The sequence below is a fragment of the Streptomyces canus genome (assembly GCF_041435015.1).
GTDB lineage: Bacteria > Actinomycetota > Actinomycetes > Streptomycetales > Streptomycetaceae > Streptomyces > Streptomyces canus_G.
Genome location: NZ_CP107989.1, coordinates 1,270,872 through 1,287,118 on the forward strand (window position 1 = coordinate 1,270,872; position 16,247 = coordinate 1,287,118).

Annotated in this window: 14 protein-coding genes and 1 pseudogene; 7 read left to right on the plus strand and 8 right to left on the minus strand. The window is 71.0% G+C overall.

Annotated features, from left to right (window positions below; translation table 11 throughout):
* Nucleotides 1-108: 108 nt before the first annotated feature.
* The 3 genes from OG841_RS05970 (at nucleotide 109) to OG841_RS05980 (ending at nucleotide 3,253) form a co-directional block, all read left to right on the plus strand.
* A complete protein-coding gene (locus OG841_RS05970) occupies nucleotides 109-831 on the plus strand; it encodes a TetR family transcriptional regulator (RefSeq protein WP_328642427.1) in 723 nt (240 codons plus the stop codon).
* Nucleotides 832-922: 91 nt separating this feature from the next.
* Nucleotides 923-2,131, plus strand: coding sequence for a hypothetical protein (locus tag OG841_RS05975; protein ID WP_371563895.1), 1,209 nt, complete (start codon nucleotides 923-925; stop codon nucleotides 2,129-2,131).
* Between the two features lie 225 nt (nucleotides 2,132-2,356).
* Nucleotides 2,357-3,253, plus strand: a complete 897-nt coding sequence (locus tag OG841_RS05980; RefSeq protein WP_371563897.1) for an SCO2400 family protein — start codon at nucleotides 2,357-2,359, stop codon at nucleotides 3,251-3,253.
* A 38-nt stretch (nucleotides 3,254-3,291) separates the two neighbouring features.
* Here OG841_RS05980 and OG841_RS05985 read toward each other — a convergent pair whose 3' ends face one another.
* The 6 genes and pseudogenes from OG841_RS05985 to OG841_RS06010 all read right to left on the minus strand — a co-directional run bounded on the left by OG841_RS05985 (nucleotide 3,292) and on the right by OG841_RS06010 (nucleotide 10,820).
* Nucleotides 3,292-4,413: an SGNH/GDSL hydrolase family protein gene (locus tag OG841_RS05985; RefSeq protein WP_328642424.1), complete on the minus strand. Its 1,122-nt coding sequence runs from the start codon at nucleotides 4,411-4,413 to the stop codon at nucleotides 3,292-3,294.
* A 296-nt stretch (nucleotides 4,414-4,709) separates the two neighbouring features.
* Nucleotides 4,710-5,594, minus strand: coding sequence for an amidohydrolase family protein (locus OG841_RS05990; protein ID WP_365118664.1), 885 nt, complete (start codon nucleotides 5,592-5,594; stop codon nucleotides 4,710-4,712).
* A 20-nt stretch (nucleotides 5,595-5,614) separates the two neighbouring features.
* The gene (gene pgm / locus OG841_RS05995; protein ID WP_328642422.1) at nucleotides 5,615-7,255 is read right to left on the minus strand and encodes a phosphoglucomutase (alpha-D-glucose-1,6-bisphosphate-dependent); all 1,641 of its coding nucleotides are present in this window, start codon (nucleotides 7,253-7,255) and stop codon (nucleotides 5,615-5,617) included.
* Between the two features lie 270 nt (nucleotides 7,256-7,525).
* Nucleotides 7,526-7,651: pseudogene (locus OG841_RS06000) on the minus strand (IS5/IS1182 family transposase); the annotation flags it as partial.
* A 110-nt stretch (nucleotides 7,652-7,761) separates the two neighbouring features.
* Nucleotides 7,762-9,240 (minus strand): ricin-type beta-trefoil lectin domain protein, encoded by a 1,479-nt coding sequence (locus OG841_RS06005; protein ID WP_328642421.1) that lies wholly within the window; start codon nucleotides 9,238-9,240, stop codon nucleotides 7,762-7,764.
* 191 nt (nucleotides 9,241-9,431) lie between these two features.
* Nucleotides 9,432-10,820: a glycoside hydrolase family 43 protein gene (locus OG841_RS06010; protein WP_328642420.1), complete on the minus strand. Its 1,389-nt coding sequence runs from the start codon at nucleotides 10,818-10,820 to the stop codon at nucleotides 9,432-9,434.
* A 266-nt stretch (nucleotides 10,821-11,086) separates the two neighbouring features.
* Here OG841_RS06010 and OG841_RS06015 point away from each other — a divergent pair, with 266 nt between their 5' ends.
* From OG841_RS06015 to OG841_RS06025, 3 genes are all read left to right on the plus strand, one after another.
* Nucleotides 11,087-12,511 carry an amidase gene (locus OG841_RS06015; RefSeq protein WP_365118667.1) on the plus strand — a complete coding sequence of 475 codons (1,425 nt, stop codon included), beginning with the start codon at nucleotides 11,087-11,089 and terminating at the stop codon, nucleotides 12,509-12,511.
* A gap of 26 nt (nucleotides 12,512-12,537) precedes the next feature.
* The gene (locus tag OG841_RS06020; RefSeq protein WP_030044637.1) at nucleotides 12,538-12,756 is read left to right on the plus strand and encodes a hypothetical protein; all 219 of its coding nucleotides are present in this window, start codon (nucleotides 12,538-12,540) and stop codon (nucleotides 12,754-12,756) included.
* Between the two features lie 133 nt (nucleotides 12,757-12,889).
* Nucleotides 12,890-14,365 (plus strand): SPFH domain-containing protein, encoded by a 1,476-nt coding sequence (locus tag OG841_RS06025; protein ID WP_328642418.1) that lies wholly within the window; start codon nucleotides 12,890-12,892, stop codon nucleotides 14,363-14,365.
* A 64-nt stretch (nucleotides 14,366-14,429) separates the two neighbouring features.
* Here OG841_RS06025 and OG841_RS06030 read toward each other — a convergent pair whose 3' ends face one another.
* On the minus strand, nucleotides 14,430-14,858 hold the full coding sequence (locus tag OG841_RS06030; protein WP_328642417.1) for a hypothetical protein: 429 nt from the start codon (nucleotides 14,856-14,858) through the stop codon (nucleotides 14,430-14,432).
* Nucleotides 14,859-14,910: 52 nt separating this feature from the next.
* Between OG841_RS06030 and OG841_RS06035 the strand changes: the two genes are divergently transcribed.
* On the plus strand, nucleotides 14,911-15,357 hold the full coding sequence (locus OG841_RS06035) for a type II toxin-antitoxin system PemK/MazF family toxin (protein WP_311720294.1): 447 nt from the start codon (nucleotides 14,911-14,913) through the stop codon (nucleotides 15,355-15,357).
* Here the strand turns inward: OG841_RS06035 and OG841_RS06040 are convergent.
* Nucleotides 15,342-16,166: a TIGR02452 family protein gene (locus tag OG841_RS06040; protein WP_328642416.1), complete on the minus strand. Its 825-nt coding sequence runs from the start codon at nucleotides 16,164-16,166 to the stop codon at nucleotides 15,342-15,344. The genes OG841_RS06035 and OG841_RS06040 overlap by 16 nt on opposite strands.
* Nucleotides 16,167-16,247 lie beyond the last annotated feature (81 nt).

The following is a 16,247-nucleotide window of genomic DNA, read 5'->3' on the forward strand; positions in this document are numbered from 1 at the left end:
CGCGCGGTGAGGTGATGGAACAGCCGACGTCCACATTGGGTCAACCCTGTTGACGTAAGGCGGGTGGGGGTCGTTCACTGAGCGCGCCCGGACGAGAGGAACGTGCCCATGTCCAGCCGTGTCCCCGAGGAGCGCCGACGCCGGCGGCCCACCCGCTCCGGAGTCCTGCTGTCCGAAGACCTCATCGTGCAGACGGCCCTGCGGCTGATCGGTGAGCACGGTCCCGAAGCGTTGAGCGTGCGCCGGCTCGGTGCGGCCCTGGGCTGCGACCCGACCGCCCTCTACCGCTATTTCCACGACACCGACGACCTGGTGCTCGCCATCGCGGACCGGATCATCGGTGACGCGATGGCGGGGTTCGTCCCCGGAGAGGACTGGGTGGCCTCGCTGCGCGAGATGGCCCTGCGGGTCCGTGCCGGATACCTCGCCCATCCGCGGGCGGCCGCCATGGCCGCGCACCGGGTGACCCGGCGCAGGAGCGAGATCCAGGCGGTGGACACGGGGATCGGCCTGCTGCTCTCCGCGGGCTTCGAGCGGGCCGCCGCCGCGCGCCTGTACCTGGCCTTCATCGACACCGTCCTCAGCCACGCGGCCACCGACGCGGCGTTCCAGGCACTCCCCCGGCAACAGCGCGAGGCCGACCAGCGGGCGTGGCGGGACGTCTACCAGGACCTGGACCCGGCGGCGTACCCGGCGCTCACCGCGGTACGGCGCGAGTTGCCGGGCATGGCGGACAGTTCGTTCGAGGAGGCGGTGGACCTGCTGCTGGAGGCGCTGGCGGCGCGCGCGCCTGCGCGCCGAGCGTCCACAGGGAGTGCGTCACCCGGATGAGTTTTTCCGTACGTTCCGTGGGGCGACGGTTGGCTGGAGGGACAGGACGGTAGCAACGCCACGATCGCACATCAGTCCACAGGGGGACTCCATGAGACACAGACGATTAGGTGTCCGCGTCACGGTCGCGGCGCTCGCGCTCGCACTGCTCGGCCTCGGCTCGGGTCCGGCGCTCGCCCACTCCGCGAAGCGGACCTCACCGCAGTACACCGCCGTCGACCTGGGCACCCTCGGCGGCTCCTACAGCTCGGGGTTCGCGCTCGACCCCGACACGGTGGTCGGAAGTTCCGCGATCGCCGGAGACTTCGAGTGGCACGCCTTCGCGTACGACCGGTCCGCGCGCGCCATGACCGACCTCGGCACTCTCGGGGGGACGTCGAGCTCCGCGCTCGGCGTCGAGGGCCGCTATGTGATCGGCGACTCCACGCTGGCCGACGGCAACTCCCGCGGGTTCGTGTACGACCTCAGCACCCACCGTACGCGGACGATCCCCACCTTCGGCGGCACCGACAGCCATGTCGCCGGCATCAGCGGCAGCGTGGTGGTGGGCAGTGCCAGGACACCCGGGAACCAGAACACCCACGCCTACGCGTTCGACGCGCGCACCGGCGTCATGACCGAACTCGAGTCCCCGGTCGGCCCGGACGGGACCAGCACCGCGGCCGGGACCTCCCAGAACCGGTACGTCGCGGGCACCTGGGACTACCCCGACACGCCGTTCGAGGGGGGCCACGCCTACGTGTACGACCTGCGCACCCGGGCCTGGACCGACCTGAGCGCCTACGACAACGGCGTCTCCAGCAAGGTCACCTCGATCACCGGCCACACGGTCGTCGGCACCTTCCAGCCGAAGCCGGACGGTTCCTCCGACCAGCCCGCGGCGCGCGGTTTCGCGTACGACATCCGCACCGGGGTCTGGAGCGACCTGGGCCCGGAGATGTCCTACCGCCCGGTCGTCACCGGGCACACCGTCCTCGCCACCACGCGTCCGGGCGCGTACGCCTACGACCTCCGCACCAAAACACTGTCGGCCTTCGGGCCCGGACCCGGCCGGACCTACATCAACGGCGTGGCCGGAAAGGTCGCCGCCGGCGACACCAACCCCGGTGCCTTCGGCTACGTCTACCGGATCGACACCGGCGAGTTCACGCTCCTGCCCGCCGTCGGCGGAGTCCACTCCACGGCATCCGACGTCGACCGGCACGGGGCCGCCGTCGGCAACAGCGCGACAGCCTCGGCCGATCCCTCCACTCCCGACGGCGTCTACCACGCCACTCTCTGGACCGTCCGGCGCGGCTGACGCGGCCGCGAGGACGTCCTGACACCTTGTCAGCAGGTGTCTCGGGGTCCGCCAACCGAGGGACAAGGGGCGCGAATGCGACTTAGGCCCCTCCTGCCCACCTCACCCCTCGGACATCTGCGCAGGAGCATCACACAGGCTGCACACCGCCTTTCGAAAGGCTCGCTACTTTTGCCTCCGGCTCGATCCTCCGTGCGAACGAGACCGGCCACGGCCACTGGGCCGATGGTGCAGTCGACTCAGGAAGACCAGATGGACTACTGCTCCTCGTGCCGTCGGCATCTCAACGGCGCCCTGGCGTGTCCCGGATGCGGCGCCTACGCCCCGGACATCGCTCCTCCCGCCCACATCTACGCGACGACGGGCGTGGCGGCAGCGGCATGGGACGAAGCACCCACGTGGCACGACGCGGGACTCCACGAGGAGTCGGCGGCCGGGTCCGACCCGGCCGAGATGCCGTCCGACGACGTGACGGACGCGCCGGTGTCGGCGGAGGGCCGGGCGGCGCGCCGACGCCAGCGGGCCCGCTGGCGGAAGAACCAGCGCAAGGCGGTGGTCGCGACCGCCGTCGCCCTCGTCGGTGGTGGCCTGACCGTCTCCGCGATGAACCAGCAGTCCAACGTCCGGGCGCAGGCGGCCACTTCGCCGGACAACCGGTCCATGGGCGTGGCCGAGTTGCCGACCTCGGACGACGCCCTCCCGGCGTCGACGCCCGCCACGGCACAGCAGGCGTCCACGAACACGCCCTCCAAGTCGTCCGGCTCGCACCGGCGGACGGGCGACGCGGCGTCCGCCACGACCCGGTCGTCGGTCCACACGGACTCCGCCTCCTCCCCCACGCCCACGGCGAGGACCGCCTCGCATGCGCAGTCTCATGCCACGGTCTCGACGTCGGTCGCGGCGGGCGTCGACACCGGCGGCACGACGGACTCGACCGGCACCACCGGCACGACGACGGAGCAGGCCCCTTCGTCCACGGCCACGGACAGCACGACGACCACGACCACGACCACGAACACAGGCACGAGCAGCAGCAGCTCGCAGACTTCGCAGACGAGTAACTCGTCCTCTGCCACCGATCCGTCCGGTCTGTGCGTGCTCAACCTCATCTGCATCAACTGAACACCGGACCGGCATGAGGGTGTGCTGACGCCCGGCGGCTACCAGCGCAGCGGAAGCGCCGCGAGGTGGTCGTCGAGCAGCCCGGAGATGATCCGGTGGTCCCGCGCGGAGGGATGCCAGTCGCAGCCCAGGCGGTCCAGGGCGGGGTCGTCGTAGTACCAGTAGTCGACCCATTCGTCGCCCTGCGCCGTGCGGGTCCGGACGATGCGCTCGGCGGTCTCGGCGAAGGGGCTGGAGCCCAGGTTGGTGGCGCTGACGACGAGGAACGTCCTGGGGCCGTAGCGGGCACGCAGTGTGTCGAGGAAGCCGTGGTAGGCGGACTCGTAGGCGGCGACCAGTTCGGCCTCGGTGCTCCAACGCTCGCCCGGGTTGAGGGGTGTCGAGAAGTCGTTGAGACCCAGTCCGATCACGACGGCCCGCGGCCTCCAGTCGGCCGGCTTCTGCCAGACGTCGCCCTCCACGCTCAGCAGGGCACGGTCGTAGTAGGTGCGGTAGTCGGTGCCGGGGCTGGTGCCGTTGTAGTTGCGGACCATGCCACGGCCGGAGAAGGCGTTGATCTGGTAGTCGGCGCCGAGGCGTCGGGCGGTGAGGGCGCCGAAGGAGAGGTCGGAGTTGGTGTTCCGGTCGACTCCCCCGTTGTTCGAACAGTCCCGCGTGCCGGAGAGGTTGCCGTAGCCCGCGGTGTAGGAGTCGCCGATGAACTCGATCTGCCTGCGCCGGGCGGACGGCCTGGCGAGGATCGCACCGCCCGGAGCGGCGACGAAGCCGCCGAACCGGCCCTCGGCCCAAGCGCTTTCCGTCCGCTTGACGAGCCGCACGCGGTGCTCGGTGTCGGTGAGTCCCTTGACCCAGGCGGTGGTTCGGCCCGGGGTCACGAGGGTGGCCGTGGTCCTGCCGTCTATCTGGACGTCGTAGTCGTTGACGGAGTCGTCGAGGACGACGCCGACGCCGGTACCGCGGAAACGGCCCTCGAAGTGGATGCCGGGCCAGCTGTACCGCACGAACCCGTCGGCGGCCGCTTTGACCCGGCCCACCGTGTGGAACCGGGTCGGGGCGGCGCTGGACGCCCGCGAGGGGGCGGCGACGGCGGCGACCAGACCTGCAGCGGTGGCGGTCACCAGCGTTCTGCGGGACAAGGGACGGGGCGGAGGGGGCTGCATGTGGCCATCCTTCGGAGGTGGGGACGGTCGGAGCGGGATGCGGTGCCGGGGCCCCAGGCCTTTCCGTACGACACGGGAGCGCTCCCACACCCCTGGCGTTGTTCAACGTGACTGCCTGACGCGTCCCCGTCACCCCTCGACGGCATCTTCACGCGACCCGGTGAGGGCGGGGCACGGACAGCCGGGAATGAGTCCCGATCTTCCGGGTAGCAGAGACGATGCTTGCCGGGGGAAGGGCCGTCACACCTGGGGAGGTCGGGGCGGCCCTTCCCCCACCCTTGCACCGAGGCCTCGTGTCATACGCCGAACAGACTTCTCGCGTTGTCGTGGCATACGGCCCGCAGCCACTCCGGTCCGAGGTCCAGCCGTTCCAGGGCGTGCAGCTGGTGCAGGTAGTTGTAGGGGATGCTGGGGAAGTCGGAGCCGAGCAGGATGCGGTCGCCGAGTGCGGCGAGCCGGGGCAGGGCCCGGCGCGGGAACGGCATGAACCCCTCGGTGAAGTCGGTGAACGCCATCGTCGTGTCCAGCCGCACCTGGTCGTACCGCTCGGCGAGGTCGAGGAACTCCTCGTACTCGGGCATGCCCATGTGCGCGACGATCAGCCGCAGCCTGGGGTGCCGTGCCAGCACTCGCGCGATCGGCTCGGGACCGGTGTGCTTGCCGGGTGCGGGCCCGGAGCCGCAGTGGATCACCACGGGGGTGCCTGCCTCCGCCAGCAGCCCCCAGGCCGGCTGGAGGCGTTCGTCGGCCGGGTCGTACGCGCCCACCTGGACGTGCGCCTTGAACACCCGCGCCCCTGCTTCGACGGCCTCGCGGACGTAGGTCTCGACGTCCGGCTCGGGGTGGAGGGTGGCGGTGTGCAGACAGTCGGGGGTGCGGTGGGCGAAGTCGGCCGCCCATCCGTTCAGCCACCTGGCCATGCCGGGCTTGTGGGGGTAGAGCATCGCGGTGAAGGCCCTGACCCCGAACTCCCGCAGCAGGGCCGTTCTCTCCGCCTCCTCCTTCCGGTAGGTGATCGGCCATCCCAGTCCGCCGATCAGCGGCCCGTTGGTGTCGAAGTACTCCCAGACCTTGTGCAGGACCCGCTCGGGCATGAAGTGGGTGTGGACGTCGATCAGACCCGGCAGACCGAGCCCGCCCCAGAAACGGCGGATCTCGCCGGCCTCGTCGTTCGACGCCACGCCGTGAACGTCCACGGGGGTCAGGCGCCCAGCGCCGCCAGCACCACGGACCTGGCCTCCTCCTGGACCCGGCGCAGATGGTCCGGGCCGAGGAACGACTCCCCGTAGATCTTGTAGACGTCCTCGGTGCCCGAAGGGCGGGCCGCGAACCAGGCGTTGGCGGTGGCCACCTTGATTCCGCCGAGGGCGGCGCCGTTGCCGGGCGCCTCGGTGAGGACCTGGGTGACCGGCTCTCCGGCGAGGGTGTCGGCGGTGACCTGGCGCGGGGACAGCTTGGCGAGCAGGGCCTTCTCCTCGCGGGAGGCCGGGGCGTCGACGCGCGCGTAGGCGGGGGCACCGAAGCGCCGGGTGAGCTCGGCGTAGTGCTGCGAGGGGCTCTTGCCGGTGACCGCCGTGATCTCGGAGGCGAGCAGGGCCAGGATGATGCCGTCCTTGTCGGTGGTCCACACCGAGCCGTCGCGGCGCAGGAAGGACGCGCCGGCCGACTCCTCGCCGCCGAAGCCGATCGTGCCGTCGGACAGGCCGTCCACGAACCACTTGAAGCCGACGGGTACTTCGACCAGCGTCCGGCCGAGGTCCGCCGCTACCCGGTCGATCATGCTCGACGACACCAGGGTCTTGCCGATCCCGGCCCCCGCGGGCCACTGGTCCCGGTGCGAGAACAGGTACGAGATCGCCACGGCCAGGTAGTGGTTGGGGTTCATCAGGCCCGCGTCCGGGGTGACGATGCCGTGCCGGTCGGAGTCGGCGTCGTTGCCGGTGGCGATGTCGAACCGGTCGCGCTGCTCGATGAGCGAGGCCATGGCGTACGGCGACGAGCAGTCCATGCGGATCTTGCCGTCCCAGTCGAGCGTCATGAAGCGCCACGTGGGATCGGTGAGCGGGTTCACCACGGTCAGGTCGATCCGGTGCTGTTCGGCGATCCGGCCCCAGTAGGCGACCGAGGCGCCGCCCAGCGGATCGGCGCCGATGCGCACTCCGGCGGACCGGATCGCCTCCAGGTCCAGCACGTTCGGCAGAGCGGCGACATAGGCCCCGAGGAAGTCGTGGCGGCCGGTGCCGGGTGCGGCGAGGGCACGGGCGTAGGGGATGCGCCGTACGTCCTTCAGGCCGCCGGTGATGATCTCGTTGGCGCGGTCCTGGATCCAGGAGGTCGCCTCGGAGCCGGCGGGGCCGCCGTTCGGCGGGTTGTACTTGAAGCCGCCGTCGGCGGGCGGATTGTGCGAGGGGGTGACGACGACTCCGTCGGCGAGCGCCGAGGTCCGGTGCCGGTTGTGGGTGAGGATGGCGTGCGAGACGGCCGGGGTGGGCGTGTAGCCGTCGGCCTGGTCGATGAGGACGGTCACGTCGTTGGCCGCGAACACCTCCAGCGCCGTGGCCCGGGCGGGCTCCGACAGGGCGTGGGTGTCGGCGCCGAGGAAGAGGGGGCCGTCGGTGCCCTGGGCGGCGCGGTACTCGCAGATGGCCTGGCTGGTGGCCGCGATGTGGTCCTCGTTGAACGCCACCGCGAGGGACGAACCGCGGTGTCCCGAGGTGCCGAAGGCCACCCGCTGTCCCGGTTCGGCCGGGTCGGGGTGCAGCGTGTAGTACGCCGTGACCAGACGGGCCACATCGATGAGGTCCTCGGGCCCGGCGACCTGCCCCGCTCGCGCGTTCTGCATTTCCCGGCTCCTCCGCAAGGGTCGACCTTTGGGTACGGGCCTCATTCTCCCCCTCCTGGCCCGCGGGGACGCGCACGGGGGCCGCGGTTCTGTCCTCACCCGGCCCGCGTGGCGACCGAGCGGCAGGTCCCAGGCCCCTGGGCCGGGACGTCATGGCGGATGGCCAAACGGTTCCCGTGCGCAGCCGGTGGGTCTTCCGGCCCAGCACCGCGCCGCCGCAGTGCTGTCGTCATGCGACCCCGGTGACCGAGCACCGACGGCCGGTTCGTGCATGCCTGCCGCGGCGGCGGCTCGGGCGTAGGTGCAGCCTGAGGTGGCCACGAAGATGATCGCGGCCGGCACCTCGCGGTCCCCTTGCCGACGATGTCCTCCGCCCCGGGGCGTCCCCCGCCCCGGCTGGTGGTCCCCGCGCGTACGGGAGCGCCGCCGCCCTCACCGGAAGGTGAAGCACGGCGGCGCCGGCCCGTACGGGTCCGATCAGTGGTCGCGGCGGACAGGTGCCGGCATCAGCTTCTGGCCCACTGCTGGTTGCTGCTTCCGTTGCAGTACCAGACATCGACCGCCGTGCCGTTGCCGGTGCCCGCTCCGGCCGCGTCCAGGCAGAGCGCGGGGTTCGCCACGCTGGTCACGGAGAGGTCGGCGTTCACGTTCCACTGTTGTGCCGCCGCGCCGGTGCAGTCGGAGATGATCACGGGGTCGCCCGCCGTGGCTCCGGTGCCTCCCACCGTCATGCACTTGTCGCCGTAGACGGTGAGCTGCTTGTTCGCGTCCCAGTTCCAGGTCTGGTTGCCGCCGGCGTTGCAGTCCCAGAGGTCGAGCTGGGTCCCGTTGGCCGTGCTGAAGCCGGGCACGTCGACGCAGCGGCCCGAGCCCACCCCGCGCAGGACGTCGCCGGGAGGCGCGGGCGGCAGGTCGTTGACGGGCGGGGTCTTGCCGAAGCCGTAGCCCCAGCGCAGCAGGGCGACTCCGGTGGCGCTGTTGTCCACGAGGTTGCCCTCGGAGTCCAGCGACTCGATCGAGTAGGCGTCGCCGAACCTCAGCCCCGGCCAGTACACCAGTCCCATCCCCTTGCTGCGGGCGGTGTTGGCCACGGCCGCGAGGTACGAGGTGTAGACGTTGCCGTTCCAGGCGCCGTAGTTCAGACCGATGGTCATCGGGGAGCCGGCCTCGTCGATGATGGTCCGCCCGGCGTACTTGCCGATCCGGGCCTCGAGGTCGGCGACCCAGTCCGCCTGCTGGGTGTAGCTGGCCCAGAAGCCGTAGAAGTGCAGCGACAGCAGCGTTCCCCGCAGTGCGGGTGCCGCGCCGACGCCGGTGACGTTGTCGTTGTAGCCGGTACCGCTGATCACGACACGGCCGCGCGGGACGTCCTTGTGCTGGGCGAGCCAGCCACTGGTGACGGACACCCACTGGTCCAGGGTGTAGCCGTGCGGCTCGTTCATGGGCTCGAAGTAGACCCGCGGATTGTGCTTGTACTCCCGCACGACGGTGTTCCACATCGTCTTCCAGGCGGCCGTGTCGTCGACCAGGCCGTCCTTGCTGCTGTCGGCCTCCCAGTAGCTGACGATGACCTTGTCACCGCCGGCCGTGGCCGCGTCGATCGCCGCCCGGTACGACTTCCACCAGGTGGTGCCCACGCTCGCCGGGTTGATCGGCAGTCGCAGCGTGTTGGCGCCCAGGTTCTTCTTGAAGCCGCGCACCATGCGACCCGTGGTGCGGTACACCGTGCGGTAGTCGTCGGTCACCGACAGCCCGCTGGGCACCACGGCGTCACTGGCGTAGTTGTCCCGCGGATCTGCCCAGTTCACCCCGCGGAAGTCACTCGTACCGCCCTTCGGGGCGGGCTTCACCGGCGCGTGCGAGGCGGCCGACGTCTCGGCGGCCGACTGGGCGAAGGCGGGGGCGGTCAGGAACATGAGGGTCGCACCGAAGCCGGCCAGGAGCACACCGGCCAGTCTTCTCGGTCTCGTCGGGGTCTTGGTCATGTCGTCTCCAGTGACGGAAAGCGGGGAAGGCGGGGTGCGGGTTCGTCACCTGAGCCGAGGCAGTGATGAATGAGGGGCCGGAACGCAGCCCCTCAAACCCGTTCAAACCGGTAATGGTTACGTAACCATTGCCCGGACACTGGCACGCCGCCCACACTGGTGACAAGACCCGCGACGGTCCTGAGTCCAGCTCAGCCCCAGGCCCCCACCGGCACGAACGAACTGTCCTGCCGGAACAGATCCGTCCCGGCCGTCCGTTCCACCCGGAGTTGGTAGTTGTAGTGGCGCAGGTAGTACCCGGGATAGTTGTACGACTCCCAGCGGATCCCGCCCGAGGACGAGCCCGTGCGGGCGATGAACGTCGCGTCCTTGGCGAAGGTCGACGTGCCGTCGTTGGTGTCGAAGCGGGCCCGGAAGTCCCAGTGGCGCAGGTACTTGCCGGAGGAGTCGCGGAAGGAGTAGCCGTTCGAGTCGGCGAGGCCGGCGACGACCGTGAAGGTGGACGCCGACTTCTCGGCGGCCGTGCTGGAGCCGGTCACCACCGGAAGGTTGAGGAGTGAGGACTGCTCCTGCCAGTAGCGCGTCGAGTAGTTGGCCGACTGGAAGGACCGCGTGACGTTCTTCGCGAGCGAAGGCCCGCCGGACACCGTCTCCTTGATGACCGTGAAGTGCCGGGCGGTGCCGGAGACCACCGGCAGTGCGGTCGGGGCGGACCACGTCGTGAACGTGTCGTAGCTGTCGCTGTAGTAGTAGGTGCCGTCGCCGTAGCCGTCGAAGAAGATCCGCCAGGCGCCGTTGTCGAGCTGGATCACGGACGGGCCCTCGCGATAGCTGCCCCAGCCCGCCCAGTCGCCGGCCCGGGTGATCGTGTAGGGGCCGGTGAGCGAGGAGGCCGTCGCGTACTCGATGTACTTCGTCGTCTCGTTCTTCGTGAAGGCGTGGTAGGTCGAGCCGGTCCTCACGATGTACGTGTCGATGTGGTTCGAGCCGATCCCGGACAGGGCCACCGGTGAACTCCATGCCGTCAGCGCCGAGTTCGTCGCCTTCAGCCGGTACGGCGTGAAGATCCACTCGTCGCTGGTCACCGAGCAGGACACGATGACGTTCACGCTGCCGTCGCTGTCGACGAACCACTCGGGCGCCCACGCACGGGACAGGTTGGTGATCGGGACCGTGTAGTCGTACAGGAAAGTCCAGTTGGCCCGGTCGGAGCTCCGCGCGAAACCGATGGTGGTGCTGACGTCCTGCCAGGTGTGGGTCGTGTAGGTCAGGTAGTAGTAGCCGTCGGTGTGCTTGAAGACGCTCGCGTCGCGGATCCTGTTGCCGGGCGGTGTGTAGGCGGAGGACTTGAGCAGCCGGAAGTCCGTGGCGTCGTCGGACTGGTAGACGTTCACGGTCCCGTCGTTGCTGTTGAGGAACGGCACGATCGTGTAGCGGGTGGCCGAGCCGTTGGGCGGGGCGGCGGCCAGCGCCGTGCCGGCGAGACCGGGCAGTTCGCCCAGCAGGACGGCCGAGGCCGGCAGGGCCGCCATCGTGCGCAGCAGTGTGCGGCGGGACGGCGTGGGGGGGCGTGTGCTCACGGGCGGCTCTCCCTCGAACAAGAACAAGACGCGACTCTGACGGTCGACCTGCACGTCCGACATGCCGAACGAAGTTCGGGAAGTCGATCAGAAGGTAGGGCTGTGGCCGGAACGCGTCAATGCTTCGCGCACGACCTGGTGAGCCCTGTGCGAAAGCTGTGGCACCCGTCCGGCCGCCACTCCCGCGAGGTGCGTTCCGGCGAAGCGCTTTCCGACGTTACCGTTCGGTAGGCAACGTCGTCCCGGAGTCCCGGAGGTGCCCCCGTATGACGCACGACCGTTCCGCAGGCCTGGTGGAGACCGCGCGCGCACTGGCCGACGGCACGATCACCTCTCGGGCCCTCGTCGAACAGGCCCTTGCGCGGATCGAGACGTCCCAGTCCTCCCTCAACGCCTTCCGGATCGTACGGACGAAGGCCGCTCTCGCCGAGGCCGAGGCCGCGGACGCCCAACTGGCCGCCGGGGTGCGGAAGCCGCTGCTCGGGGTGCCCGTCGCCGTCAAGGACGACATGGACGTCGCCGGTGAACCCACGGCGTTCGGCTGCCGGGGGGAGTTCCCGGCCGTCGCCCGGGACGGGGAGGCGGTACGGCGGCTGCGCGCGGCCGGGGCCGTGATCGTCGGCAAGACCAACACCTGCGAGTTCGGGCAGTGGCCGTTCACCGAGGGGCCCGCCTTCGGCGCGACCCGCAATCCGTGGAGCCCGGAGCACACGCCGGGCGGCTCGTCCGGCGGGTCCGCCGCGGCCGTCGCCGCGGGTCTGGTGCCCGCCGCGCTCGGCTCGGACGGGGCCGGTTCGGTACGGATCCCCGCCGCCTGGACCCACTTGGTCGGCATCAAACCCCAGCGCGGCCGTATCTCGACCTGGCCGCGCGGCGAGTCCTTCCAGGGCATCACCGTCAACGGCACGCTCGCCCGCACGGTCGCCGACGCGGCCCTCCTCCTCGACGCGGCCGCCGGCAACCACGCCCTGGACCCCCACCGCCCGCCCGCCATCGATGCCTCGGCGGCGATCGGCCGCGACCCCGGCCGGCTGCGCATCGCGCTCGCCCTGAAGCCGCCGTTCACCGCGCTGCCCGCCCGGCTCCGGCCGGAGGTGCGGGCGCGGGTCGTCGAACTCGCCGAGAAACTGAGCGACTTGGGGCACACGGTCGAGGAGGCGGATCCGCCGTACGGGCAGATCGGGCTCACCTTCATCCCGCGCGCCACGGCCGGTATCGCCGAACGGGTCCGCGAGGCGCCCTTCCCCGCGCTCCTCGATCGCCGCACCCGGGACGCGGCCCGGCTCGGCGGACTGCTCGGCGGGGCCCCGCTGCGGGTGGCGCGGCGCGCGGAGGCGGTCCTGCACCGCCGGATCGGCGGGTTCTTCACGTCGTACGACGTCGTCCTCGCCCCCACGACGGCCGCTCCCCCGCCGCGCATCGGGGCGCTGCTGGAGCTGGGCGGGCTGGCCACGGACCGCGCGATGATCGCGGCCTGCCCCTACGCCTGGCCCTGGAACGTGCTGGGGTGGCCCGGAGTCAATGTGCCCGCCGGGTTCGTCGACGGCGGGCTGCCCGTCGGAGCGCAGTTGCTCGGCCCCGCGAACAGCGAGCCACTCCTGCTGTCGCTCGCGGCGCAGTTGGAGGCGGAGCTGCGCTGGCCCGAGGTCTGGCCGGAGCCCCACGTCAGCGCGGATTCACCGGCCGCGTGAGCACCCCTGGCCCGTACCCTGTGACCATGGACGATGCGTCGATGGTCGGGCTCATGGGGCGGGTCACGGGGACGATCGGGCCGGGGCTCGTCGGCGAGGTGATCGTCCGGGTCCGGGGCGGCGCCGAGCACTTCCTCGCCTACCCCGCCTCCGGCACGGATCGGATCGAGCGGGGGACGGTGGTGATGGTGGTGGAGTACCTGCCGCCGAGGACGGTCTACGTCCAGGCTGCGTACGACAGTTGAGCCTGCTCACGCGCAGGTGAGAGGTGTGTGTATCAAGGTTTCGACAAGGATGCGTCAGCGTCTTCACCGTGACCTCGAACAGGCGCACACTCCCTTCGTTCGGTGCCGAAAGGGCACCAGGCAAAGGGGGCGTATGCCGATGGTTGTCGGCGTCGTTGCGGGGGTGGCCGTAGCTGCCATCGCCGTTCTGATCGGTCTGTTCAAGCTGATGTGGCGTGTCGCGGAACCCAACGAGGCACTGATCATCTCGGGCTCCAACCACAAGACGGAGGGGCTCGAAGCGGGGATGGGATTCCGCATCGTCACCGGACGCGGCACGCTGGTGCTGCCCGGTGTACAGGCGGTGCGCAAGCTCTCGCTCGACCTGAACGAGACCGAACTGCATGTGGACTGCGTGACCCACCAGGGCATTCCGCTCAAGGTGCGGGGCGTGGTCATCTTCAAGGTGGGCGACGACTTCGTGTCGATCGCCAACGCGGGGCGTCGCTTCCTCGACCAGCAGAAGCTGATGTCCGAGCGGGTGCACAACGTGTTCGCCGGTCATCTGCGGTCCATCGTCGGCGGGTTGACCGTCGAGGACATGATCCGCGACCGGGAGAAGCTCACCGGGCAGACCCGGGCCGCCTGCGGCACGGAGATGGAGAAACTGGGGCTCATCGTCGACTCCCTGCAGATCCACGAGATCGAGGACCCGACCGGGTACATGCAGAACCTGGCGATGCCGCATGCGGCAGCCGTCCAGCGGGACGCGCGGATCGCGCAGGCGGAGGCGAACCGGCTGGCCACCGAGGCCGAGCAGCAGGCGTACGCCCGGATGGCGCAGGCCACCCGGGACAGCGAGATCCTCCAGGCCGGTTACCAGGCCGAGCGGGACAAGGCGGGCGCCAAAGCGCGCCAGGCCGGTCCGCTCGCCGACGCCGCGGCCCGGCAGGAGGTCGTCGTCCAGGAGACCCGGATCGCCGAACTGGAGGCGCACCGGCGCGAGCAGCAGCTCCAGGCGGACGTCCGCAAGCCGGCGGACGCCAAGGCCTACGAGAAGCGCACCCTCGCCGAGGCCGAGCGTGACGCGCGGATCTCCGGGGCCGAGGCCAAGGCGAAGGAGACCGAGCTCGCCGCGGCGGCCGAGGCCACCCGGGTCAAGACGGCCGCGATGGCCGAGGCCGAGGCGACCAAGGCCCGCGGTACGGCCATGGCCGCGTCCACCCGGGCCACCGGTGAGGCCGAGGCCGCGTCGGCTCAGGCCAAGGGTCTCGCGGAGGCCGAGGCGGCCAGGGCGAAGGGTCTCGCGGAGGCAGAGGCCATCAAGGCCCGCGCCGCCGCCCTCGCCGAGAACCAGGAGGCGGTCGTCGCCCAGCAACTCGCCGAGAACTGGCCGGAGATCGTCCGGGCCGGCGCGTCCGCGTTCGGCAACGCCGACAACATGGTGATTCTCAACGGCGCCGACGGCATGGCGGACATGTTCGCCAAGGCGCTCACCATGGGCGGCACCGGGCTGGGTCTGGCCCGTCAGCTGCTGGCGTCGATGAACCAGAACGGGCAGCCGGTCAACGGCACTTCGCTCAACGGGGTGGCGTCGCCGCCCTCCCAGAAAGTGCCGGTCCAGGAGTAAAGGGGCAGCGGCACCCGACATCCGTCCGGGGCTCTCGGGTACGAGGGTCCCGGACGGGCCGCGTTCACAGGGGGAGCAGCGTGACACCGAGGCCGAGCAGGGCGACGACCTTGGCGGCCTCGAAGGCGACGTAGAAGAGGTGGCCGCGCGAGCGGGGCAGGTCCTCGCCTGCCAGGACGCGGTCGGAGCGGCGGTTCAAACGGGGGCGGATCACGGCCAGTTGGCCGACCAGCAGCACCAATGCGGCCACGGTCCATCCGACGGTCCGGCCCGGTGGGTCACCGGCGGCGACGGCCACCACGAGCGCGGTGGCCAGGACGCACTCCACGACGTTCAGGGCCCGGAAGACAAGTCGCCCGATTCCCAGGCCGATGCGGACACTCACGCCCGGGGCGCGGAACTTCAGCGGCGCCTCCAGGAAGGAGATCGCCAGCACCATCCCCAGCCACACGAAGGTGACCGCGCTCGCCGTGGCGGCCGACGTTGCGTTCATCCAACCGACCGTACCCCTCGTCCGGTTCGCCGGACGCCTTAAGGTTCCCCACGTGACTGCGTTTACCGATGAGAACGTCCCCGGCCGCTTCGGCGCCACCGCCACCACCGAGGCCGATCCCCGCGAGGTCGGCAGGGTGCGCACCGAGTACTCCCCCGCGCACGACGGCGACCCCGACCCCGGCGAGATCGTGTGGACCTGGGTGCCCTTCGAGGAGAACGACGGCCGCGGCAAGGACCGTCCCGTGCTCGTGGTCGCCCGGGAGGCGGCCGGCACCTTGCTCGCCGTACAGCTGTCGAGCAAGCGGCACGACGGGGACCGGGAGTGGGTGCCGATCGGCAGCGGGCCCTGGGACCGGACCGGGCGGGACTCCTGGGTGGACGTCGACCGCATCCTGCGCCTCCACGAGGAGGGCATGCGCCGGGAGGCGTGCGCGCTGGACCGGGGGCGGTTCAACCTGGTCAGGCAGCGGCTGCACGAGCGCTACGGCTGGAGCTGACGCTCCGGAAACGCCCGTACGAACGCCGCCCGCACCGCCGCGTCCGGCGTCCGGTCCAGCACACCGAACACCACGTGCTCGAAGGCCCCGGCGAACCGTCCGCCGGGCTCGAGCAACGCCCGGAACGCCCCCGCCACCTGTGCGGGGTCGTTCTGGAAGACCCCACACCCCCAGGCGCCCAGCACCAGCCGCCGGTAGCCCTCCGCGACGGCGACCGACAGCACCTGACCGGCCCTCGCCGCGAGGGCTCGCGGCAGCTCTGCGGCCCGCTCGGGTGCCGTTCGCCGGATCACCCCGGCGTTCGGGGCGGCCGCCGTCAGGAAGCCCACGAGGTGTGCCGCGTCCAGCAGACGGCCGCGATCGTCCCGGAACACCGGCACGGCCGGTGAGTGGATGACCCGGTCGGTGTAGAACGGGTCGCGGTGGGCCCGGTGGTGGTCGTAGAACTCGCGGGCCTCCAGTTGGCAGGTGTACAGCGCGGACGCCCGGCACAGGGCCTCTTCCTGTGCCTGGGCGCCGTTCAGATAACCGCCGCCCGGATTGCGCGCCGAGGCGAAGTTCAGCACGGCGGTGCGCCCGCCGAGCCGGCAGGCCGCCTCCAGGCTGCTCTCGCCCGTGACCTCGAAGAACGTGTCCACAGCGGCGAAGGGCGGTACCTCCACGGATCCCGGTCCGTACATCCGCGTCCCCGCCCGTGCCGCCTCGATCCCGGCGGCCACGGAGACCTCGCGCCCGTCCGGGGCTCGATAGTGGCCCGCCGTGACGATCCGTTCCGTCTCCTGCGCGATCCCGCGCAGACGCGCGCTCATGGCGCCACCCCCGTGAGCGCCATGACCGCACGCCGCGCGGTCTCCCCCGTCGTCCCCATGGAGGAATCGTGGGCGATGGCG